This window comes from Chitinimonas violaceus (assembly GCF_052601015.1).
The window spans coordinates 15,501-38,602 of sequence record NZ_JBQXDJ010000042.1; the positions used below are offsets into that span (position 1 = coordinate 15,501).

Consider the following 23,102-nt stretch of genomic DNA (forward strand, 5'->3'; position numbering starts at 1 on the left):
ATCGCAGCGCAATACAGCCAGAGAGTGGATCTAACCATCCGAAGGGAAAAGCCAAAGATCATTGACCGGCAGTTCGAGCCAGGCAGGGGTATTAGCCGGAATTGCATGCTCACCATAGGCACGGAGACGATTTTCGCCGGGCTTGAACAGATACTCCCAACGATCGCCTAAGTACATCGATGTAACCAACGAAGCGGCAATACGATTTTCTCCGTCGCTGTCCGCTAGGCGCACGCGCTCCAGCCGAATCAGGCCCACAGCGGCATCTCCCATTTTTAGCGAGCCACGCACAGCGCCCCAGCACCGCCAGCCAGGACCTTCCAGCAATGCGCGACCACCACGAAGTTCGGTTACCCGGCCTTGCAGACAGTTGTTATTCCCCATGAACTCGGCGGTATAGAGGGTGCTTGGGGCACCGTACATTTCTTCCGGTCGACCTTCCTGCTCTATACGGCCATTCTTTAGTAGCAGGATACGATCAGCCATCGCCATGGCTTCGGTTTGATCGTGGGTCACGCACAGCGCAGAGAGCTTCAGGGTCACAATCAACTCACGCAGCCAGGCACGCGCTTCTTCACGCAACTTGGCATCGAGATTGGAAAGCGGCTCATCCAACAGGATGACGGGCGGGTTGTAGACAAGAGCGCGGGCAATCGCAACACGTTGTTGCTGGCCACCCGACAACTGATTAGGGAAGCGTTCAGCCAAATGGACAAGATCAAGGCTCTTGAGTGCTGCGCGCACCCGATCGTCTGTTTCCTGTTTACTGGCGCCACGTAGGATCAGACCATACGCCACATTATCAAAGACAGTCTTATGCGGCCATAGTGCATAGGATTGAAAGACCAGACCGAGACCACGTTTTTCTACCGGTAAATCAATCCCACGCGCAGCATCGTACAGTGACTGTCCACCAATGCTGATACTGCCTTGATGTGGCGATTCCAAACCCGCCACGGCGCGCAACAGCGTGGTCTTGCCGCTCCCTGATGCACCCAGCAACGCCACTACTTCGCCAGGTTGTAATTCGAAAGACACGCCTTTGAGAATAGGGTTATCACCATATTGCAGATGAAGGTCATTCACGATGAGTTTAGTCATGGAGCTTGACTCCGAAACGTAAGGCCACCGCGAGACCAATCGCGACTAGACCAATATTGATAAGAGAAAGCGCGGCCACAAGGTCGATGGCACCAGCAGCCCACAACGAGACAAGCATTGAGCCAATTACCTCGGAGCCAGGAGCGAGCAGATAAACACCGGTTGAGTACTCGCGCTCGAAAATCATGAACACCAAGAGCCAACTTGCGAGCAATCCGTACTTGATCAACGGTACGGTGATCTGACGGTGGGTACGAGCACGACTCGCGCCCACAACACGGGCTGCTTCCTCCAGTTCCGGGGCTACCTGGATCAACGCAGATGAGATCAAGCGCATGCCATAAGCGAGCCAGACAACCGTATAAGCAATCCACACGCTGACGATGCCGTTGCGCAGTTCTTTCAAGCCAGGAACAAACAGGAACACCCACAGAAAGGCGAGGCCGGCCAGCACACCGGGTACGGCGCGCGGTACCAGTACCAAGTAATCAATGGCGCGGGTTACCCCGTCTTGCTTGCGATGCGCGGCAAGACCCAAGGTGGTGTAGCAAATCACGGCCAAGCCACCACCAATCACACCGATCAGCATACTGTTGACAATGGCGCGTACCAGGTTGGGTTGTGCAAACACTTCTTTGAAGTGGCTTAGCGTCAATGCCTCGCCAAGCGGTACACCCTCCCCCCAATACTCAACGACAGAGCGCAGGGCAATGCCGGAGATTGGAATAACCAGCGTAAACACCAACCAGGCAAATACGATGATGGCAGCGAACCACTTCCATACGCCTAACGGCAAGGCCTTGGGCCGGGTTGCCTTGCCTTTCATGGCTACAAACCGTGCAGCACTACGCAACAGACGGCGTTGCAACAACACCAGAGGAAACGTAATGGCAATCAAACAGACGGCTACGGCAGCCATCAAATGATAAGACGGCATGCCCAACTTGTTAGTGAGCTTATAGAGATAGGTCGCCATCACCAGATGTCCTTCTGGATCACCCAATACAAGCGGCAAACCAAAAATCTCAAAGCCGAGAAACAACACCAGCACCCCGGCAAACATCAGCGACGGCGCCGTCATGGGCAGGCTGACATTGAGTGCCACCCGCAGTGGACTGGCACCCGAGACGCGCGCCGCCTCTTCGACATCGGAACCTAGATTGCGCAGGGCCGACGAGGAATAGAGATAGACGTGCGGTACATGGGTAAGCCCCGCCACGATGGCGATACTGCTGAGAGAATAGATATTCCAGGGTACCTGGCTCAGACCGAGCAGCTGTTTGACCCAGATGGAGTAAAAGCCAACCGGCCCCATGGCGACTACATAGCCAAACGCCAGCACCAAGGGGGATACGAAAACCGGCACCAGGATCATCGGCTCCAGCCAGCGCCGACCCGGCAGATCGGTACGGGCCATCAGAAAGGCAAGCGCCCCTCCAAATGGGACGGCAATCACAACCATACCTATCGCGATGGCCAACGAGTTCTTGGCAGCTGACCAGAAATCCGGATCAGCAAATATAAATCGATACGCATCCAGGCCATATTGTTTGTTGGGGGCAAAGAATGGCACGGAGAGCATGCTCTGCCAGATGATAAGGCCAATGGGCAGGAAAACGGCGATGGCGGTAATGAATACCACGGCACCACGGCTTAGATTGAAGCGGCTCCACCACTGGGTCCAGCCGTAAGAGGCTGGCTCCGGCGAATTCGACTGAAGGGTTTCGGTATACATAGTGTTGTTCGCCGGCTTGGATTATTTACGGACAGTGGCTGCACGCCACTGCTTCATGAAATCCAGGCGCTTTGCCTGGTCCAAGAACACCAGCAGACCAGGCCCAACGGGTACAGGCTTTAACACTGACTTAACATTGGCATAGACATTCATGCCTGCCGCGTCGGCATTCAAGTCCTTGCGGACGGTAAACAACTCTGCCTTGTCAGAAAGAATCATTTGCCCGCGCTTTGACAACACATAGTCAACCCATAGCTTGGCGGCATTCGGGCTCTTTGCTGTTTTCGAAATCATCATCAAGCGGGAAATAATCACGGTGTAATCGGTTGGCAGCACCACACCGATATTGGGGTCTTTCTTAGCGCGGGTCAGTGCGTAGGAACCCAGGATGTTGTAGCCAATCAGATTTTCGCCTGAAGAGATACGCTCCATCATCGTACCGGTCGATGATTGCAACTTCACCCCTGTCGCGCCCAACGACGCCGCGAGCTGCCAGAACGATGGGTTGATCTTGCTGTCCTGTGTGGCGAATAGAAAACCGGCACCTGATTTTTCCACGTCATAGGTGGTGACCTTGTCGCGGAACTGATCCGGCTTGCTTTGCAGCAGCTTGACCAGGTCGCCATGGGTTTTAGGCACATCCGCCGGTGCAACCAGCCGCTTGTTGTAAACGATAGTGACCGGCTCAAAGGTCGTACCGAAGATTTCATTACGCCAATGCGCCCATTCCGGCAGGCCTGGTGCCTCGGGTGTGTTGTACTGCAGCGCATAACCATCGTTCACCAGCTTGACCTGCATATCCATCGCCGATGACCAAAGTACATCTGCAGAAGCACCACCAGCAGCTGTTTCACTCACATACCGATTAAACAGTTCGGTGGAATTGACATCGTTGTATTCGACTTGGACACCGGGATAAAGCGAACGGAAATCGGCAATAAGCGGCTGAACCAGCTTGATGTCAGTCGTCGCATAGATCGTCAGTTTCCCCTCACGTCCCGCGGCGTCAATCGTGGACTGATAACTGGCCAAGTAGCCGGTGGGAACAGCTGCAAAAGTGGTGAAAGGGCTAACCAGCGCAATAGCGAGTAAAACAGGCTTAAGCGACTTCATGGTGTTGTCTCCGGTTATATTAATGTCAACGTCATTTCATTGGTGCGAGCAAATCTACTGCAACTATTTGTTCTGGCGAAGTGGTATAGGATCGTGCCCGAAATATCACAGCCATGACGACAGGTAGCGTCTGTCGAGCATCATGGACAAGAGCGTGAAATTGGGAGGTAGGTCAGGCGACGAATCGAACTGTTGGCAAGTTCCGCCAATGCACAGCACGTTGGTGCCGCCGTTCTTGTTCGTCACATCTGCACTTGTAGACGTGAAGCTCAGTCTTATTTCCAGCGCACATTCGTACCCAAAACCCAGATAAATCAAGTCACGATTGGTACGGAGGCGGTGGGTTTGCTCGCTGCAGCAATGCGGGCGCCTTCAGGTGGGCCCGCTCTACCTTCAATTCGGCGCGTAGCTCATCGGCAGCATCGGTCAACGCCGGCATGGACGCGATACCCTTAGCGGCAGAACTTGCTAATAATGCGAGGTGCATCTGGTTGTATTTCAATTGTCTCTTCCTTCTTATAGATTTTTTGACGAGCAAGTCTCGTACTTCTCCAAGCCAGTAGTTGTAAGTACCAACGAGGCAAATCCATTTGAAAGGATGAAGCTTTCAATATGCTTTCGATGCTGCTGCAGAGTAACCGACCTCTATCAGACCAATGGGAAGCAACATCAACATGTTGATACTATTAAATCTTTTATAAAAAACAGAGTTACTGCCTTTACCTATCCGAGGCGCCAATTGAATGGAAAGTGTCGCCATCTGGCGCAAAATCTGTCTATCAGAATCAGCCTACGGTATGCCCCCCGCCCAAATGACGACCCAACGTGAAAATTCACGTGCATCGCAAATCTTCTGGATTCAACAACCGGGATCAAACATTTGAATTACCAGCGTTCCGACTCGTATGTTCCTGATACCGTGCACTCAAGAGAGCCTGTTTACGATCTGTCGCGAGCAACAAGCTGCGCAGCAAGATCATAAACAGGCTCTGAGAATGAATCTGAGGCAGAAGTTATTGCCGAAATAGGAAGTCGCATCACCATGCGCATTTTGTTAGTTGAAGACAATCGCCTGCTGGCAAACTCGCTGGCCAAGGTCCTCAGCGCCGCACAATTCAGTGTCGATGTCATGCATGACGGGCAGGATGCAGACCATGTCCTGTTGACGCAGGACTATGCCCTGGTCATTTTGGACCTATCGCTACCTCGTCTGGATGGACTGGAGGTATTGCGCCGGCTGCGTTCACGCGGCAACAAGGTATCCGTGCTGATACTCACGGCAAGAAACAATGTCGGGGATCGCGTACTCGGGCTTGACCTGGGCGCAGATGACTACTTGACCAAACCCTTCGAACTGACAGAACTGGAAGCACGCATTCGAGCATTGATCCGCCGTGCGAGCGGCCATGCAGACAATCGCATCACCTGCGGTGACCTCGTCTATCAAGCCCAAAAGCAGCAGTTCGAACTAGCAGGTGACGCACTTTTACTCACTCCCCGCGAGCATGCCCTGCTGGAAGTCCTGCTATTGAACTCGGGGCGTACCTTAGGCAAGGAAGCACTGTGCGAAAAAATCGTCGCGATGAATGAAGAGGTCAATCCCGAAGCCATCGAAATCTATGTTCATCGCCTTCGCAAGAAGCTGCAGGGAAGCAATGTTCAGATTGTTACCTTGCGTGGCTTGGGCTACAGCCTGGAGGTGCAGCATGCAAAGTAGCCTGCGGCTTCGCCTGCTGGTCTGGATGTTACTGCCGCTCCTGGCTGTGGCCAGCATCAACCTGTTGCTGGTGAAGCGCAGCGCCCGAGCCGCTGCCGATGAAGCTTATGATCGAATCTTGCTCGCCGCCGCATTGAGCATTGCCGACAACATCACTATTCAGGACGATGGGGTCAAGGTTGACATACCCTACTCTGCGCTGGAGATGTTCCAGTCGCAGTTCCCAGATCATATCTACTACCGGATCAGCCACGCTGACGGCCGGCTGATCACGGGCTACGATGACTTGCCCATATCCCATCATCTGGCCGATGACAAACTGGGTAGTCACAACACCCGATTTTATGAAACTCGATACAAGGGTGAGATAGTCCGGATAATTTCCTATGCCAAGCCGCTGTATGAACCAAGTGGCCAAGGGCCGGTGGTCATACAGATCGGAGAAACCCTCAGGGCACGGGAAGAAATGGCGCGGGAAATTCTTTCCGAATCCGTGCGTAACCAGATCTTGCTAGTTCTGGCAGCTGTCGCATTGGCGGTCGTGGGCAGCATGCGAGGTTTACGGCCGCTTATGCGCCTGGCGGAACAGGTAAAGGCTCGTCGGGCCGATGAACTGGAGCCTTTCAATACCACCGAGGTTCAATACGAGTTACGCCCGTTCATTGCTGCATTGAATCAGCACATGGCACGGCTCAAAGGCGTTTTCGAAGTGCAGCGCCGTTTCATTGCCGATGCAGCACACCAGTTACGTACTCCCCTGGCAGTTGTTCATACTCAGGCAGAACATGCTTTGCGCCAGACTGATATCAATAGCATGCGCGAAGAAATTGAATGCCTGCTCACCAGTACGCGCCAAACCGTTCACCTCGGCAACCAACTCCTGACGCTGTCTCGCGCTCAGCCAGATGCCGCTAGTAAATTCAATACCGATATGTCCCTGGCGAATGTCGCCAGAGATGCGACCCGTGAACTCGCACCGCTGGCGCGCAAGCGCAACATCGAACTGAGCTTCGAGTGCAGTGCTGAAGCAGAAGCCGCCATCATTCGTGGTAATCGCACCTTGTTGCATGAGCTGGTAGTCAACCTTCTAAACAACGCACTGAGATATACCCAGGCAGGCGGCGAAGTCACCGTCGACGCAAGAATAGAAGGCAACCAATTCGTTCTGGAAGTACAAGACAACGGCCCAGGGATTCCTCCTTCGGAAAGAGAACTAGTATTTGATCGTTTCTATCGCGTATTGGGTACCGATGTGGAAGGTTGCGGGCTCGGATTAGCAATCGTTCGTGAAATTATCGAGCGACATGAAGGAGAAATTACCCTCCAGGATGCGGCAAAGCAGAAGCAGGGATTGCGCATTATCACCCGCTTTCCCCTTCTTAGAAGTTAGGTGTTTAGTCCCACAGTGTGCTGGAACGGATCAATCCTCAAGCGTTGTGGTTCGGTTGCCCAGATCTTGCAGATGTATTCATAGGGAGTGAAACCCTTCAAGGTCTTTAATCAGCGAGCAAAGTTGTACGCCATCAGGAACGTCTGCAAATGTAATCTCAGCTGATCATGCGACTGATAGTGGTAACGCTTGACCGTCGCCTCCTTGATCGTCCGATTCATGCGTTCGACCTGTCCATTGGTCCAAGGATGGCAGACCTTGGTTAGCCGATGTTCGATGTGGTGGGCCTGACAGAGGCGATCAAACGGAATCACCCAGTAACCTTCAGTGCCTTGCCGCTTGGCAAACTGAATGCCGTTGTTTGTGAGGATCGTATGAAGGGCGTAAGGCACAGTGGCAATCAAGCCAGATAGGAAATCCCTTGCCACCAGGCGTGTTACCCGGGGATGAAGCTCAGCGTAGGCCAGTTTTGACGTCCGATCGATGACGACAAAGAGAGACAGCCTTCCTTCGTCCGTTTGGATTTGTAAAGGAACGAGCCCGCCATTTTGCCATGGTCTTGGGGTTCACCCCATGCAGCTTGGCCAGTGTGCTCAGGCTCGCTTGACTATGTTGTATCGCAACTAGTGAACTGGTTTTCAGAACTTGTGCACGATGCCGCTCAAGATGGTGTGTACCGTCTTACCATTCTCAATCTTGTTATTGTTGTACTCGGTAATGATCTTGGTGCGCTTGGAGAAATAGCGCTCAATGCCGGCACCGATCTTGCGTTCCTTATCCACAAAGCGCACACCGCCCATTTTGCTGGCGCCCAGACTGCGATAACCCATGTAGCTGCCAAAGTGGCTCCAACCCACTTCCCAGGTCAATGACCAGTTGGTACGGCGAATATCTGGCAGCCCGGTCTGGCCCAGTGATATACGATCAACCGTCACACCTATGCGTCCAATCGGGAATACATAAGAGCTCGCAAGCAGGAAATGTTGCGATGTGTTCTGCTGCCTTAGGTTGTAAGGCGTAGATGCAGAGGTGATTACCGCCCCCATGACGTTGCTCGCCACAGGGTTGGCCAATGCAGCCGGGATACCTGCCTGTATCAGCGCGCCAGCCAACTGGGGTGTTGCCGCAGCCTGTGCCGCAGCAAGACCAGCCAGTACCTGATCAGCAGTCGGATGAGGAAGCAGATTCTTCTGCTGATCGAACACCGCATCGACACGGAACTGCCCTCGTGCGCTGGGCCCAGTCGAATAGCCTGCATTCAACGAGAGCCGCCGTGTTTCAGGCGTCGTGGCTGACTTATTCTCCCCTACCCCGTACACGGCAACGAAATGCAGGCTATCTGTCTTGCCATAGTCGTAACGGATCGAATTATTGAATGTATTTTCCGGTTCGGTATATCGGCCAATGGTGGGAAATGTAGGGAACTGCGCCGCCAAAGCCGGCACTATCCGTTGCTGTACTGCGCCGGTCAGGGTCTGGGTGGCTGTCGCTGCAGCCTGCGTGGCAAGTGCCGTGGCAGCAGCGTTCGATGCCCCGCCTGCCGTCGCCTGGGCAAATGTCGCCGCGAAAATCTGCTGGCCAAAACCTGCTATTACTGGGGCAGCAGCGGTAGCATCAAAAGGCACGGTGCCTGGAAACACACGTTCAACCCAGGCAGTCAGCCCCGTGCCAATACCTGTGGAAGGATCAAAGCGGTCTACGACCTGATCGAAGGGTGTCTTTCCGCGCCCAAGTCTGATATCACCCAAACGGCTGCGCAGCCCCACCCAACCTTCCCGGCTGGCGAAGGCGTTATGGTCCTGCCAAGCATGGGTTGTACGGTTGAAGGTACGGCAATCATTCGCCACCGTCTGGCTGCCATCGAGACACATACGGGTGGTAATTTCGAAAATGGCTTTCAGATCCGGCGAAATCACCTCGTCGCCATTAATCGACAGATACGAATTTGCGGTATCCAGCACCAATTTCCGACCTGTTTTCCCCTCCATATCCAGGCTGGCCATGCCTATCTTCAAATCACCCTGAATATTGACGTCAGCCACGGCAGCCATACTCATCGACATCGCTACCGCAGCACTGATACGGGTCATTGTATGCATGTGTTATTCAGCCTTCGTCTAGGCGCACCGCGTAGTACGGCATCCAGACACATTAGGCACTGCATGCACCAACTGCCAAACCCAATTTCGATGCTTAACTGTCAGTTGGTAAAATCTTTGCCAGCTAGCTTTCGCCACCATCAAGGCCTTGGCTTACGCAAAAGCGAGGGTTTGCCGGCTATTTACACCGCCTGTACCGGCGGTAAACCGAAAGAAGCCATTTCGATGGCTCTGCTAGAATCCCCTGCTTTTTTTGTAATTTCGCCACGGCAAGGACGGTGCGCTATGCGCAATATTCCGCCCTTGTTGGTTGACTTTGAAGGCCGGTTAAACTTTCTACCGCGAGACCCGACATGCTCGATATCTTTACCCTGGTCTTGATTGCCTTCTCCGCCGGATTGATCGATGCCGCAGTGGGTGGCGGCGGCTTGGTGCAAATCCCCGGCCTGTTCGCAACCCTGCCGCAGCACACCCCGGCCACGCTGTTCGGCACCAACAAGTTCGCCTCGGTATTTGGCACCGGCACCGCAGCCTGGCGCTATTCGCGCCAGATCGACATTGCCTGGAAGCTGGTGTTGCCTGCTGCCTTGACCGCCTTTGTCTTCTCATTCGTTGGCGCCATGGCAGTCAGTTTTATCCCCAAGGAATGGATGCGCCCCCTTGTATTGGTCCTGCTTATTTTCATGCTGGGCTACACCCTCAAGAAAAAGGATTTCGGCGCTTTGCACCGCCCAAGCCATATCGGCCGGCGTGAATTGATCGTCGCGCTGGCTATCGGCGGTGCTATTGGCTTTTACGATGGGCTGTTTGGGCCAGGTACCGGCAGCTTCCTTATTTTCCTGTTTATCCGCTTTTTCGGTTTTGACTTCCTTCGGGCATCGAGTGCCGCGAAAGTCGTCAACATCGCGACCAACCTCGCTGCACTGGCCTTTTTTATCCCTACCGGCCATGTGCTTTACCAATACGCTATCCCGATGGCCATCGCCAATATCACGGGTGCGCTGTTTGGGACAAAGTTGGCGATGAAGGGCGGCACCAGCCTTATTCGGAAGCTATTCATTGCACTAGTCAGCGTGCTCATTGCCAAACTCGCCTGGGATACCTTCCACTAGACTCGCTAAACTTAGAACCTGTTCACGGTCTTACTGCACCGCTGTGATCAGGGCTTATGTACTGCTCTGTGCCCTACTGACAGCTGCTCGCGACAGATCTTGAACAGGTTATTAGAGTAAAACCCTTGCGAGACACCGCATCCTGTACGGTACGTATCCCCCAGCCAAGCCACCGGCAAGCCAGGAATTTAAGAGATGATGAAAACTGCCTATAAACGCCCCGAATCGGTTTTGATTGTGGTTTACACACCGCAGCTTGAAACATTGATCATCGAACGGGCGGATGTACAGCACGCATGGCAGTCCGTCACCGGCAGCATGGAAGCCGATGAAAAACCACGCGATACCGCGTTGCGGGAACTCAGCGAGGAGCTGGGGATTGATGCCACTCGGTTTGAATTGCAAGATTGGGGCATCTGCAATGAGTATGAAATCTACGAGGTATGGCGTCATCGCTATGCTCCAGGCGTAACGCAGAATACCGAGCATGTGTTTGGCTTACTGGTGCCCGAGCGTTTTGAACCCATCCTTTCGCCACGCGAACACACACACTGGCAATGGCGTGACGCAAGTGTCGCCGCTGAAACCGTTTTCTCCCCCTCCAATGCAGAAGCCCTGCGCCTGGTACCCGAAATGGCGGAAAAGTTCGGCGCCAATCTCACGCCGCAGGGATCAGCCTGATCTGGCAAACTCAAAGCACTAAGTAATTACTGAGCTCTTCCACTTTTACCCACTCTTTGTGGGTACCTCGTCTTGCATTCTTCTCCTGAGCAGTTCTGTGATTTCTGAAACCGGAAGCAGCTCATCCAAGACATCCAAGTACAGTGTGGGCATAAACTAAGCTACGTAGTGCAGGAGTTGCATGGGAAAACCATAGGGCGAGGCCGGGTATACGTCCCCCGTCATTCGCTTCCGGAAAGGTCGCTACGTGAACGACGCCAACAGTCTTCAAATAAAAATAGCTACTTACAACATCCATAAAGGCATGTCGATATTCAACCGTCGGCATGTACTACCCGACATCAAGCATGCATTGGGTGGTTTGACAGCGGACCTCGTATTTTTGCAAGAAGTACAAGGCGAACACCATAAAAGAGCCGGGTTGCATGCAGACTGGCCTGCCGCACCACAACATGCGTTCCTCGCCGATGCCGAACAACTCCATCACGTTTACGGCCGCAATGCCGAATATCGGAGCGGGCACCACGGTAATGCAATGCTCAGCCGCCATCCCATTGTGCGTTGGCACAACCAGGACGTGAGTCTGAATCAGTTTGAACGCAGAGGCCTGTTACATAGTGTCATCTGTCTACCTGGGCGCGATGTGCCGTTACATGCCTTATGCGTACACCTGAACCTGCGCGCGGCGGACCGACGCCAGCAATTACAAACCTTGGTGGATTACGTCTGCCAGCAGATACCCCCACATGAACCGCTGATTGTGGCCGGCGACTTCAACGACTGGCAACGAGAAGCCTGTGGCGTACTGCGCGAAGGCTTGGACTTGCGTGAAGCCTTCCAGAGCCTGCATGGGCGGCTGGCGGCCACCTTTCCGGCCAAACTACCCCTGCTAACGCTGGACCGCATCTACCTGCGTGGCTTGCAAGTGGAAAATGCGCAGGCCCACAGTGGAAAAGAATGGGGCAAGCTCAGCGACCATGTACCGTTGACTGCTACTGTCCGCTTAGGGCCGCAGGTCATCAATACCGCCATGACGCAACGTGGTTCATCCGATGCGACCGATGACGAAAAGCGTAGACAGAATCAGGTGGCCTGATGCAGGACAAGCGCCGCCGGCTATCTGCCTGCCCTTTTGACTATCTGCCCTGCAAAAATGGCTGCGTCCAATTGCGCCACCATGGCTGGGTGGTAAAGACGCTGTCTGGCATCGCAGCGCATCACTTTCTTGTCAGGATTACCGGGCTGAACAACACCGCACAGCAGCAACTACTTGCCCGCGCTACGGGTCAATTCAAATTTGGCAACGAGAAGGCTTCGCATGCCGTGGTCTAGTGGCAATCAACTGGTCCTCTTACGCAGCGGTACCCAGTACTTCCCTTCCCTGCTGGCAGCCATCAATGGGGCCCGCCAGGAAGTATTTCTGGAAAGTTATCTATACCAGCCCGACAAGATCGGCAGACAAGTAGCCGCCGCACTGATGCGTGCAGCGAGGCGGGGGGTACAAGTCCAGCTCTTACTGGATGGCTTTGGCGCACGTTATCTACCCAAGGCATTTCGCAAAAGCTTGGCCAAAGCCGGGGTGCGCCTGTTGTTCTTCCGGCCTGAATATTTCTCGCTCACCATCAATCTCCAACGATTGCGCCGTATGCACCGCAAGGTCGCTACCATCGATGGCAAGGTGGGGTTTGTTGGTGGCATCAATATTCTCGAAGATCACGATGGGCCTGATCTGGCCCTTCGCTATGACTATGCCTTACGTGTGGAGGGCCCCCTGGTTGCGCAACTACGGGCCATGGTGTCGGGACAATGGCGGCATACTTGTTGGTCGCAGTTGAAGATGGAATGGCACAAGCTCCCCCGTACCGGCCCTCCTCCAGTAACTTGCGGCAATATCAAAGCGAAATTGGTCAAACGCGATAATCTGCGCTATCGCCGTGCCATCGAAACCGCCTATCTCAACGCTATCGGCAATGCCAAACAGGAAGTGGTGATCGCCAATGCCTACTTCCTTCCTGGTGTGTCGCTGCAGCATGCGTTGCTGTCCGCAGCCCGGCGCGGTGTGAAGGTAGTAATTGTATTGCAGGGGCGGATCGACCAGATGCTGCTGCATTACGCCACACGCGTGCTGTACCAACCGATGTTAAAAGCTGGCGTTGAGCTCTACGAATACACAGCGGGTTTCATGCACGCCAAGGTCGCGGTGATCGACAACGAATGGCTGACTGTCGGCTCGTCGAATATCGATCCATTCAGCCTGCTCACCGCCCGTGAAGCGAACATCGTGGCGCTCGATAAAACCCTAGCCGGCGCTTTACGTACCGATATCCAATCGCATATCGACCAATTTGCTACCCCTGTTCATGCACATTTGATGGAACGCGCTCCTTGGTGGCGGCGCGCCTTGCCATGGATAGCCTACCAACTGGTACGTGGCCTGCTGGGACTTACTGGTTATGGGAAGCAGGAGTACCGCGAATAAGAACCGATCTTACTGCGCAGCCGTGATCAGGGCTCATGTGCTGCTCGAAATCCTCATGTACTCAAGTACAATCCGGTTTCTGCGCTGCGCTTCACCCTGCTAACGGCCGCTCGCGACAGATCGTTCAGGCTCATCAATCCGTCGTCAAACCCGCCATTTCAACCGCTTCGTGTCGATGCTGTTCTTCCATCACCATCAGTGACAACTCGCGTTTCAAGGCATTGAATTCGACCGAGCTGGCGTCGCGCGGGCGTGGCATATCAACCAGTACATCCCGTTTGATAGTACCTGGCCGGTACGTCAGCACCACGATGCGGTCGGCAAGGTAGATGGACTCCTCGATGCTATGGGTAACAAACAATATGGTCTTGCCAAATTCCTGCCAGATCTTCAGCAGCTCGTCTTGCAGACTCCGGCGGGTCAGCGCATCGAGCGCACCGAATGGTTCATCCATCAGCATGATGGGGGAATCCAATGCCAGCACCCGGGCAATCGCCACTCGTTGGCGCATACCACCCGATAAGTCTTTTGGGTAACGGTCGCGAAACTCTTTGAGTTTGAGTTTCTCCAGCAGGCTGGCCACTTTAGACTCAATCTGGGCAGGGTCGACCTTCTTCACCTTCAAACCAAAGGTAATGTTCTGCGCAACAGTCATCCAGGGGAAAAGGGCATATTCCTGGAATACCATACCGCGATCGGGCCCCGGTTCAATCACTGGCTGGTTATTCACGAGGATTTTGCCGGCAGTAGGTAACGAAAACCCCGCTACCGCATTCAATAACGTCGACTTACCACAACCGGAAGGGCCCAGCAGACAGACAAACTGACCGGCTGGTATTTCCAGATTGATATCACGCAGCGCTACCACGTCGTCACCCGGCGTCTTGAAGACCTTTTGCACATTCTGCACGCTGATTTGGCTCATATTCTTCTCCTTTGATTTCGCTCAGCTTTAGTCGTGAACACGAAGACGAGTCGTAGACAGTACGTGTGGTACGGCAAGACGAGCCGACAACGTGCACGACTGAAGCGGGGCGAAATCAGTTTTCGAGGCCGCGGTGCCAGCGCAGCAGATGGTTGTTCAAACGGCTCATTAGGGTATCGATAGCCAAGCCTATCAGGCCGATACTGAACATACCGGCGATGATCTTGTCAGACCAGAAGTACTCACGCGCTTCCAGAATGCGGAAGCCCAGGCCGTTATTCACGGCAATCATCTCAGACACGATCACCACAATGAACGCCGTACCCATACCGATACGTGCGCCAGACAGAATGTAGGGCGTCGCTGCCGGCAACATCACCTTGGTAAACATGGTCAGCTGGTCGACCCCGAGATTACGGGCGGCACGGATATAGATGGAATCGACCTGCCGCACACCAGCGATGGTATTCATGAGTACCGGGAAGAAGGCCCCAATGGCAATCAGGAAAATAGCCGGCGGGTTGCCCAGTCCAAACCACAGGATGGACAGTGGAATGTACGCGATAGGTGGAATCGGCCGGAGTACCTGCACCAAGGGGTTGAATACCGCATTGACCTTGTTGCTCGCACCCATCAAGAGCCCCAGCGGCAATGCCAATCCTGCACCGATGCCAAACCCGACCAATACCCGATAGAGGCTGGATAGGGAATCGACTATCAATTCGCCCGAAAACAACCACTTGATATAGCTGCCCTGCGCAGGGTCGTAAGGCAGCAAGGGCGTGGCGTACTCATACCACTTCTTGAGCACTGCCCAGGGCGAGGGCAGGATATGCGGATTGATCCATTCCAGGCTGGCCGCCAGCTGCCATAGCAGCACAGCGACGAGCGGGACCACTGCGCCAACCAATGTGGCGCCCAGCTTTTTCAAAGTCATGGTCGTGGCTCCGCCAGGTTCAGTTCACGCCCAGCGCAGCTTTGGCCTTCGCAAGGAGATCGAGCTTGACCCAATCCTTGGCAACAGGCGGCTTGGCCATCTTGCCTACGCCATACTTGACCATGAAGTCCGTCGTAATCTGCATATGATCGCTGGTCAGCTCATAGACATACGGGCTGTTGCCGATCGCGTCCTGAAAGTCGTCAGCCGTGATCTGGTTCTTGAACATATTGGTGCGCACATAGGCTTCGGCGGTCTTGGGCTCATCCATAAAGCGCTTGGTCGCCTGCACAAAACACTTCATGAACTTCTCTGCCAATGGCTTGTTGTTGTACAGCTTCTCTGTCATCACCAGCGTACGGATCGGCTCCCCCATCGGCGTGTCGTAAGGCTTGAGCAACTCCACCCCCCAGTTCTTGTTCAAAGCTTGCGAAGCTTGGGGTTCCGACTGAGCCATCGCATCGATCTGTTTTTGCATCAGCGCTTGGTTCAGGTCGGCAAACGGCATGTAGACGATCTGCACATCTTTACCCGGCTGGTCGGACCATGTCAGGTTGAATTTGGCCAGTTCGGCCAACAGTAGAAGCTCCTGCGCACCACCGCGCGCCACACCCACCTTCTTACCCTTAAGCTGGCCTATGGACTTGATGCCGGTATCCCTCCCTACCACGATGCGAGCCCCGCCTTTGGCAAAACCCGCAACCGCATAAATCGGTACACCTGCTGCCCGGCCTGCAATCGCGGCATCTGCGGCACTGGCTGCAACGTCGACCTCGCCCGCAATAATGGCCGGCATGATATCCAGCCCTTTGGCGAAGAAACGTTCCTCCACCTTGAAACCACATTTGGGTGCGATCTCCTTCACGTAGGACACAGCGCCGTAGTGGGCAAAACGTAAGTTACCTAGGCGAATCACCTCATCATCTGCCTGGGCGGCAGTAAGCGTGAAAACGGCAGTAAGGGCAGTAATAAAGTGCTTCATTGCTTGTTGTCTCCAATTATTGAGCGCCATATGGCGATCTATGTGATGTGATGGTAAGGCAACTTTTACAACTGCTTATATAGTGGAAAGCCGATCTACAATTGCGGATTACTGCAACATAGAATGTAAGACGCCCGAAATAATCGGGCGCTATTCCATTTTTGGCTCCGCACTTACCGGAGCGGTCACTGCAATCTACTCCGCATCTGGCTGCTTCGCAGGCTGAGTCTCAGCAAAAGCAGGCAGGGTATTCAGGTGGGCATCGATCGCAGCAATACGTGGAAAAGATGCAAGGTCGAGCTTGAAGCGGCGGGCATTGAAGACCTGCGGGACCAAACAGATATCGGCCAAGGAAAACGTATCGCCAACACAAAAGCGTTCACATTTGTCACGCTCCAGTTCCACCTCCAGCGCTTGCAGTCCCAACGCAACCCAATGGCGATACCAGTCATCCACCGCCTGCTGGTCTTGCCCCATCGTGCCCTTGAGATACTGCAACACACGCAGATTGTTGATCGGGTGGATATCGCAAGCGATGGCATACGCCATGGAACGGGTTTTGGTTCTCTGGATCAAGTCCGCAGGGAGAATTGGGGGGCTTGGGTAACGCTCTTCCAGGTATTCGCAAATGGCCAACGACTGGGTGATCGTACTGCCATCCTCGACCAATGCCGGCACCAGCCCTTGTGGATTTACCGCCAGATAGTCTGCAGATTTCTGCTGCCCGCCATCACGCAATAAATGAATTGGCACTGCTTCATAGGAAAGACCCTTCCAGGCCAGTGCAATACGAACTCGCCATGCAGCAGATGAACGGAAATAGGTATAGAGGGTTCGGGACATGGTTTTCTCGGGTTTCAGAGGCCATCGGGGATACTGGCTCACCAGCCTCCATGGCGCATGGCAAACCCGGCTAATACCTGATTCGCCAAAGACAAGCACAGAACTTTATTCAGGGAGATAACGCTTGGCGATGCGATCCAGCTCACCTTGGGCAGCCAGTGTGCGCAAAGCAGCCTCAAGTCGGGCTCGAACGGTGGGTTTCATCTGCATACTGGTGACAAAGTAGAGCGGTTGATGGCTAAAAACGGCAGCAAGAACACGTACCTTGGTTTCGGCCTTCTCCTGAACCAGAAGGTTATGCATAACATAGTCACTTAAGTAGAGAAACCGGCCTCGGCCCATGATCAGCTTACGCAGATTGTCCCGGTTATCACTGGCACCGGCATCGACCTCGATACCTGCTGACCGCAGCATATCTGCATAAGGCGCCCCTGCCGTCGTGATTACCGAACTGCCTTCACTCGCCTGCCTGAGCATCGTCAGATTAGTCGGCTCTATCGGATCATCAGCACGCACAGCGACACGCTGCTTCATGGAGTAGATAGGCGGCTCCAGAAAGAGCGCTATTTTTTCCCGCTTTTCCGTACGGAGCAACCCACAAAATATATCGAGCTGCCCCTGGGCCAGACCTTGCTCGATACGTGCGGTAGAAAGCTGATGGTTCAAACCTTCGAATTGGAGTCCGCTATCCAGTGCAGTGATGGCCTGGAATACATCTGGGCACAACCCAGTGGCGGCGCGCCCTTCTTCCATAATGAATTTGGGCGCAACACTCTCCTGCGCCGCGGTTTGCAATGCTGTACCCGCAGCTAGCGGGTACACGCCGAAGCTGGCAAGAATCAGCAGCGCAAAAAACCATCCGAGTGACTTCATGGCACCCTCCCAAGCATAAGCTCAGTATAACGCCATGATTCAACAATGGGTTTTAACGTGATCCCAGCACAACCTTTTGCTCGATACTACCGAAAATCGACCGGCCTGCCGTATCCAGCATATCGATCTTCACCGTATCGCCTGCTTTGAGGAAAGGGGTTTTCGCCGTACCCTGCTCAATGGTTTCAATCATGCGGATTTCCGCCAGACAACAGGAACCCCGGCTGCGGTCCTTGTTTGAAATCGTGCCCGATCCAACAATGGAACCCGCGCCCAATCTACGGGTACGGGCCAGATGAGCAATCAGGTCTGTGTGACTGAAGGTCATTTCCTCGCCAACATTCGGCTCACCAAACCACTTGCCGTTCAGCCACACCCGTAGTGGCAGATGTAACCGGTTGTCGTGCCAATGGCCTTCCAGTTCATCAGGCGTCACCGCCACCGGCGAGAAAGCACTGGCAGGCTTGGACAGGACAAAGCCAAACCCCTTAGCCAGTTCATTCGGGATCAGATTCCGCAAGCTCACATCATTGACCAGCATGACCAGACGGACATGCTTGGCAGCGTCTTCAGCGGTAACACCGATCGCCACATCATCAGTGATGACCGCAACCTCGGCTTCCAGATCCGTACCCCAAGCTTCGTCACGTATCGTGATGGGGTCGCGCGCGCCCAGCATATCGTCCGAACCACCCTGATACATCAATGGGTCGGTATAAAACGACGGCGGCATCTCGGCATTTCGGGCTTTGCGCACCAGCTCCACATGATTCAGATAGGCCGAACCATCCACCCACTGGTAGGCACGGGGCAACGGGGCAGCACAGTCTTCGGGCTTGAAAGGATGCGTATCTGTACGTTGGCCGGCATTGAGCGCATCGCTCACATCACGTAGTTGAATGGCCTTGTTTGCCCAATCATCCAACGCGGCCTGCATCGTTGCAGCGATTTGGGGGACTTCAACATAACGGGTCAGATCACGGCTGACCACAACCAGACGGCCGTCACGGCCATGCTTGAGACTGGCGAGTTTCATCTTTATCTCTTCTATACAGTTACATCACGCCTTTGGCTTCCAGCTATCGACGTAGCCGGTCCATTCCACGTTTGAAAGCCCGCTACTGACATCGAGCGCATCGCGTGCATCGATCATCACCGCGACTTCATCGGTGAATTTCTTGGTACCCAGCTGTCCGGCTGCAAAAGCTTTCGGGTGCGGGCCATGCGTAAAGCCACAAGGGTGGAAAGTAATCATGCCGGGCTTGATATTGTCGCGCGAGAAGAAGTCGCCAGCGTGGTAGAAGATGACTTCATCGTAATCATCATTGTTGTGATAGAACGGCACCTTCAGCGCACCCGGGTCGCTTTCAATCGGCCGTGGCACAAACGTGCAAACCACAAACCGTTCAGCCACAAATGTCGTATGCGCTGATGGCGGCAAGTGATAGCGGTGGCTCATCAGGGGGCGGATATCGCGCCAGTTGATACGGGCAACACTCAGGTTGCCATGCCAGCCGACTGCGTCGAGCGGATTGAAGGGATAGGTGACCGTGGAAACTGACCCACGACGCTTGATCACCACACGGGTTTCCACCTCGCCCTGCTGAGCGCGAAATGCGTCGTCGATAGCCGGCACATCCAGCATCGCCTCGTCAAAAATCGCATGCGGGCCAACCAAACCTTTATCAGGCAGTTGGTAGCTGCCATTGGTGGCCTCGATCAGCAACACCGTCATGGGGGCAGATGGCTCGATACGCCAGCAGGTGGAGCGCGGGATCAGGATATAGTCACCATCGCGGATGCTGAGGTGACCATAGTCACAGAACAACTCCCCAGCCCCGGCGTGGACAAACATCAGTTCATCGCCATCGCCATTGCGCGCCAAGTAGTCCATCTTCTGGTTCAGGGACCAGATACGAAACTGACAATGCGGGTTGTTGAGCACATTGGGCGCATCCCACGGCGAGGCAGTTGCTTTATCCAGCTCGTTCAGGTCAAACGCACGGGGCCGCAACGGCCCCTCCCATTTGCTCCAACCTGTTGGAGCATGTGTGTGATGCAGATGGGTAGCTGGGCCAAAGAAACCACTACGGCCCACCTCCCGCTCGTAAATCCCCTCAGCAGGAAAATCAGCATGCGCCTGGCGCGATACCGTACCTTCCTTATGGGGAAAGCTGATCCATTTGCGCATTGTTTTATCTCCACAATCGACAGCTTGCGGCGGCTCCCTCGTACGCAAGCAATGGGGACGGATATTCAGGGTGCCGAGCACCCCGGCCCTATCCGCTAAACACTTTCCAAGCCCTTCCCGATTTGTCACGCGCAGCCGTCAACAGAGTGCAGCACGGCATATAAATTGATCAGCTGCGCAGTCAGATCGTAGTCAGGTCATCAGGCTGTCACCCTCTCTGCGGAAATCACACCGCGACGCACCTGATCCAGCTCAATCGATTCGAACAACGCACGGAAATTGCCTTCGCCAAAGCCTTCGTCGCCTTTACGTTGGATGATTTCGAAGAAGATCGGCCCGATGCAGGTTTCGGTAAAGATTTGCAGCAACAGACCACCGCCAGGGGCGCCATCGAGCAGGATCTTATTGGCCTTGAGGCGGGCAATATCCTCGCCATGGCCCGGCAGACGTTTGTCGAGCAGCTCGTAATAGGTATCGGGCGTCGTCAGGAATTTAACGCCGCGCGCTTTCAACTTCTCGATGGTTTCGTAGATATTGTCGGTGGTCAGCGCAATATGCTGGATGCCCTCACCCTTGTATTGACGCAGGTATTCCTCGATCTGGCTCTTATCATCTGATGATTCATTGATCGGGATACGGATCTTGGCGCATGGGCTGGTCAGCGCACGGCTCTTCAAACCGGTGAGCTTGCCTTCGATGTCGAAGTAACGGATCTCGCGGAAATTGAACAGGTCTTCATAAAACGCCGCCCACTTGTCCATCGCACCACGATGAACGTTATGGGTCAGATGGTCGATGACCTTCAAGCCACAGTCGTTCTTGGCCATCGCGGCTTCGGCGCCCTCGACGGGAACGAAATCCATGTCATAGATCGAAGCCTTGCTGTTGCCTTCGTAACGGTCGACGAGATACAGCAGCGAATCACCAATCCCTTTGATGGCTGGGATGTTGATCTCCATGGCATTCGGCCGACTTTCCACGCCCCAAGCACCTAGCGACAGCGCACGCTCGTAAGCCTTTGCCGCATCCTTGACGCGGAAGGCCATCGCACAGGCCGACGCGCCGTGCTGCGACGCAAAGCGCGAGGCAAAGCTATGCGGCTCGGCATTCACGATCAAGTTGATGTCACCCTGGCGATACAAGGTACAGTCTTTAGAGCGATGGCGTGCAATGGCGCTGAACCCCAACAGCTCAAACAGTTCACCCAGCGCTTTGGTATCGGGCCCCGTAAATTCGACGAACTCGAAGCCGTCAGTACCCATCGGATTGATTTGGTCAGTCATGGTGGTTTAGCTCCGTTTTTCCGTACGACGATCTGTAAGCAAGCCATGGCCACATGCCCAGGCGTAGAAACTGTTTTCCAACTGATCAAAGCTGTCGATAACAAACAGTTCTTCCTGCATATGCCAGATGTCGTAAGTTTTGTTGGCGATCACTTCCAGGTCGAAAGGCAGTTTCTTCGGGCCTTCCGACAAGCTGTACAGCACTTCCTTGGGCGAGGAGAGTATCCCTGCACCATAGATACGCAGGCCATCCGGGTTCTGGATCAGGCCATATTCAACGGTGTACCAGTAGATGCGCGGCAGCCAATCACGCGCAGCAGGATTAACCGCTGAATTCTCGAAAGCTGCTACCCCAGCCTTGCCAAAATCCTCAAAAAAGGCGCAAAAGCGGGGATTTAACAACAGTGGCGCATGACCCAAGAGGTCATGAAACATATCTGGGCTAGGGGTGTACTCGATCTCGTCAGGGCGACGGATAAAGTCGGTCGAAGGGAAAATTCGCTCAGAAAGCAGCTTGAAGAATTCGTAATTGGGCACAAGGCCATCAACACGGGTCAGCGTCCAGCCGGTGTAAGCCTCGATACGATCACTGATCTCAGCGAGGGAAGGAATCCGTTCATTCGGGAAGCCGACCTCCTTCAAACCGCTCATAAACTCGCTGCATGCCCGCCCAGGCAACACTCGGCTCTGGTTTGCGTAGAGCTGTGCCCAGGTATGGTGCTCGATATCGGTGTAAGCCGGCACCTCCACCTGGTGAATATCGCGGTAATCGGGAATGCATTCCTGCATGCCACGCGGCACGAACTCGGTTTCCATGACTGTCGTCTCCATGACTATGGTCTTGCAGATTACTGATGCGCTACCGATTGTTGGTCTCTTCAACTGAAGCAACAGGTTTAAATACGCATTGTGCAAGTTTTAATTCAGCAATGATACGTAAGCCTACGCGCAATGTGCTTGCCAAATAGCAGAGAAAGCAGCGCAGCATTGGCATAAAATGCCAAGAAATCGTACTAATAGAGTAAAAAATGATTGAGCTGGATAAAGTCGATCTGAAAATTCTCGATACCTTGCAAAAGGATGGCCGGCTAAGCAATCTGGAGCTTGCCAACGTAATCAATCTGTCCGCCTCCCCCACTTTACGCAGGCTGAAACGACTGGAACAGGAGGGTGTGATCGCCGGCTACGTCGCCTTGCTCGAACCTGCCAAAGTGGGGCTCGGATTGGAAGCCTTCGTGCGTGTCATGCTGGATAAGCGAGAGCGCCAGTTCGCTACCTTTGCGGAAGCGGTGCAGTCCTGGCCTGAAGTGATCGCCTGCCACGCCATGGCCGGGGAAATTGACTACCTGCTGCGGGTGGTCTTTGAAGACTTGGCGCATTTCTCACGTTTTGTGATGGATACCCTGCTGCAGCACCCGGGCGTAATCGATGTGAAATCCAGCTTCGTCCTGCAAGCCATCAAGCAGACTACGGCGTTGCCATTGACACATCTGGCGGGAAACAAACCGTAGAACTGACCTGTCCTGACAACCGTAGACACACCCACTTCAAATGCAGACCAATTGCCTGCTGAATTTCTCTGCAAACACCGCCGGTGCCAAATTGCCTAGCCGAGAATCGCGCCGCTGGCGGTTGTAAAAG

General features: G+C 54.2%; 22 protein-coding genes and 1 pseudogene. 8 read left to right on the plus strand and 15 right to left on the minus strand.

Going from position 1 to position 23,102, the window contains the following annotated elements; all coding sequences use genetic code 11:
• Positions 1 to 30 precede the first annotated feature (30 nt).
• From ACUHMQ_RS14000 to ACUHMQ_RS14015, 4 genes are all read right to left on the minus strand, one after another.
• Positions 31 to 1,101, minus strand: a complete 1,071-nt coding sequence (locus ACUHMQ_RS14000) for an ABC transporter ATP-binding protein (protein ID WP_445296080.1) — start codon at positions 1,099 to 1,101, stop codon at positions 31 to 33.
• The gene (locus ACUHMQ_RS14005) at positions 1,094 to 2,836 is read right to left on the minus strand and encodes an ABC transporter permease (RefSeq protein ID WP_445296081.1); all 1,743 of its coding nucleotides are present in this window, start codon (positions 2,834 to 2,836) and stop codon (positions 1,094 to 1,096) included. The genes ACUHMQ_RS14000 and ACUHMQ_RS14005 overlap by 8 nt, the downstream gene beginning before the upstream one ends.
• Before the next feature lie 21 nt (positions 2,837 to 2,857).
• Entirely contained in the window at positions 2,858 to 3,949 is a 1,092-nt protein-coding gene (locus ACUHMQ_RS14010) for an ABC transporter substrate-binding protein (RefSeq protein ID WP_445296082.1), read from the minus strand.
• Positions 3,950 to 4,268: 319 nt separating this feature from the next.
• Positions 4,269 to 4,451 carry a hypothetical protein gene (locus ACUHMQ_RS14015; protein WP_445296083.1) on the minus strand — a complete coding sequence of 61 codons (183 nt, stop codon included), beginning with the start codon at positions 4,449 to 4,451 and terminating at the stop codon, positions 4,269 to 4,271.
• Between the two features lie 540 nt (positions 4,452 to 4,991).
• On the opposite strand from ACUHMQ_RS14015, the gene ACUHMQ_RS14020 reads away from it, so the two are divergent.
• Together ACUHMQ_RS14020 and ACUHMQ_RS14025 are read left to right on the plus strand one after the other, a co-directional pair.
• Positions 4,992 to 5,666, plus strand: coding sequence for a response regulator (locus ACUHMQ_RS14020; protein WP_445296084.1), 675 nt, complete (start codon positions 4,992 to 4,994; stop codon positions 5,664 to 5,666).
• Positions 5,656 to 7,056: a sensor histidine kinase gene (locus tag ACUHMQ_RS14025; protein WP_445296085.1), complete on the plus strand. Its 1,401-nt coding sequence runs from the start codon at positions 5,656 to 5,658 to the stop codon at positions 7,054 to 7,056. Before ACUHMQ_RS14020 ends, ACUHMQ_RS14025 begins: the two co-directional genes overlap by 11 nt.
• Here the strand turns inward: ACUHMQ_RS14025 and ACUHMQ_RS14030 are convergent.
• Together ACUHMQ_RS14030 and ACUHMQ_RS14035 are read right to left on the minus strand one after the other, a co-directional pair.
• Positions 7,053 to 7,583: pseudogene (locus tag ACUHMQ_RS14030) on the minus strand (integrase core domain-containing protein); the annotation flags it as partial. The gene ACUHMQ_RS14025 and the pseudogene ACUHMQ_RS14030 overlap by 4 nt on opposite strands.
• A 111-nt stretch (positions 7,584 to 7,694) precedes the next feature.
• Positions 7,695 to 9,155, minus strand: a complete 1,461-nt coding sequence (locus ACUHMQ_RS14035; RefSeq protein ID WP_445296086.1) for a porin — start codon at positions 9,153 to 9,155, stop codon at positions 7,695 to 7,697.
• 353 nt (positions 9,156 to 9,508) lie between these two features.
• On the opposite strand from ACUHMQ_RS14035, the gene ACUHMQ_RS14040 reads away from it, so the two are divergent.
• From ACUHMQ_RS14040 to clsB, 5 genes are all read left to right on the plus strand, one after another.
• The gene (locus ACUHMQ_RS14040; protein ID WP_445296087.1) at positions 9,509 to 10,267 is read left to right on the plus strand and encodes a sulfite exporter TauE/SafE family protein; all 759 of its coding nucleotides are present in this window, start codon (positions 9,509 to 9,511) and stop codon (positions 10,265 to 10,267) included.
• A 195-nt stretch (positions 10,268 to 10,462) separates the two neighbouring features.
• Positions 10,463 to 10,948 carry a dihydroneopterin triphosphate diphosphatase gene (nudB, locus tag ACUHMQ_RS14045; protein ID WP_445296088.1) on the plus strand — a complete coding sequence of 162 codons (486 nt, stop codon included), beginning with the start codon at positions 10,463 to 10,465 and terminating at the stop codon, positions 10,946 to 10,948.
• 247 nt (positions 10,949 to 11,195) lie between these two features.
• Entirely contained in the window at positions 11,196 to 12,044 is an 849-nt protein-coding gene (locus tag ACUHMQ_RS14050; RefSeq protein ID WP_445296089.1) for an endonuclease/exonuclease/phosphatase family protein, read from the plus strand.
• Positions 12,044 to 12,280, plus strand: a complete 237-nt coding sequence (locus ACUHMQ_RS14055) for a hypothetical protein (RefSeq protein WP_445296090.1) — start codon at positions 12,044 to 12,046, stop codon at positions 12,278 to 12,280. The genes ACUHMQ_RS14050 and ACUHMQ_RS14055 overlap by 1 nt, the downstream gene beginning before the upstream one ends.
• Positions 12,267 to 13,427 (plus strand): cardiolipin synthase ClsB, encoded by a 1,161-nt coding sequence (clsB, locus tag ACUHMQ_RS14060; protein ID WP_445296091.1) that lies wholly within the window; start codon positions 12,267 to 12,269, stop codon positions 13,425 to 13,427. The genes ACUHMQ_RS14055 and clsB overlap by 14 nt, the downstream gene beginning before the upstream one ends.
• Positions 13,428 to 13,560: 133 nt before the next feature.
• Here the strand turns inward: clsB and ACUHMQ_RS14065 are convergent, their stop codons facing one another.
• The 9 genes from ACUHMQ_RS14065 to ACUHMQ_RS14105 all read right to left on the minus strand — a co-directional run bounded on the left by ACUHMQ_RS14065 (position 13,561) and on the right by ACUHMQ_RS14105 (position 22,277).
• Entirely contained in the window at positions 13,561 to 14,352 is a 792-nt protein-coding gene (locus ACUHMQ_RS14065; protein ID WP_445296092.1) for an ABC transporter ATP-binding protein, read from the minus strand.
• A 115-nt stretch (positions 14,353 to 14,467) separates the two neighbouring features.
• The gene (locus ACUHMQ_RS14070; RefSeq protein ID WP_445296093.1) at positions 14,468 to 15,289 is read right to left on the minus strand and encodes an ABC transporter permease; all 822 of its coding nucleotides are present in this window, start codon (positions 15,287 to 15,289) and stop codon (positions 14,468 to 14,470) included.
• Positions 15,290 to 15,308: 19 nt separating this feature from the next.
• A complete protein-coding gene (locus tag ACUHMQ_RS14075) occupies positions 15,309 to 16,271 on the minus strand; it encodes an ABC transporter substrate-binding protein (RefSeq protein WP_445296094.1) in 963 nt (320 codons plus the stop codon).
• Positions 16,272 to 16,466: 195 nt separating this feature from the next.
• A complete protein-coding gene (gene maiA, locus ACUHMQ_RS14080) occupies positions 16,467 to 17,114 on the minus strand; it encodes a maleylacetoacetate isomerase (RefSeq protein WP_445296095.1) in 648 nt (215 codons plus the stop codon).
• A 105-nt stretch (positions 17,115 to 17,219) separates the two neighbouring features.
• Positions 17,220 to 17,987: a substrate-binding periplasmic protein gene (locus ACUHMQ_RS14085; protein ID WP_445296096.1), complete on the minus strand. Its 768-nt coding sequence runs from the start codon at positions 17,985 to 17,987 to the stop codon at positions 17,220 to 17,222.
• Between the two features lie 52 nt (positions 17,988 to 18,039).
• Positions 18,040 to 19,023 (minus strand): fumarylacetoacetate hydrolase family protein, encoded by a 984-nt coding sequence (locus tag ACUHMQ_RS14090; RefSeq protein ID WP_445296097.1) that lies wholly within the window; start codon positions 19,021 to 19,023, stop codon positions 18,040 to 18,042.
• Between the two features lie 24 nt (positions 19,024 to 19,047).
• Positions 19,048 to 20,178 (minus strand): homogentisate 1,2-dioxygenase, encoded by a 1,131-nt coding sequence (locus ACUHMQ_RS14095; protein ID WP_445296098.1) that lies wholly within the window; start codon positions 20,176 to 20,178, stop codon positions 19,048 to 19,050.
• Positions 20,179 to 20,378: 200 nt separating this feature from the next.
• Positions 20,379 to 21,461 carry a 4-hydroxyphenylpyruvate dioxygenase gene (hppD, locus tag ACUHMQ_RS14100; protein ID WP_445296099.1) on the minus strand — a complete coding sequence of 361 codons (1,083 nt, stop codon included), beginning with the start codon at positions 21,459 to 21,461 and terminating at the stop codon, positions 20,379 to 20,381.
• Positions 21,462 to 21,467: 6 nt separating this feature from the next.
• A complete protein-coding gene (locus ACUHMQ_RS14105; protein WP_445296100.1) occupies positions 21,468 to 22,277 on the minus strand; it encodes a phenylalanine 4-monooxygenase in 810 nt (269 codons plus the stop codon).
• Positions 22,278 to 22,489: 212 nt separating this feature from the next.
• Here ACUHMQ_RS14105 and ACUHMQ_RS14110 point away from each other — a divergent pair, with 212 nt between their 5' ends.
• Positions 22,490 to 22,972 (plus strand): Lrp/AsnC family transcriptional regulator, encoded by a 483-nt coding sequence (locus tag ACUHMQ_RS14110; RefSeq protein WP_445296101.1) that lies wholly within the window; start codon positions 22,490 to 22,492, stop codon positions 22,970 to 22,972.
• The last annotated feature ends 130 nt before the right edge of the window (positions 22,973 to 23,102 follow it).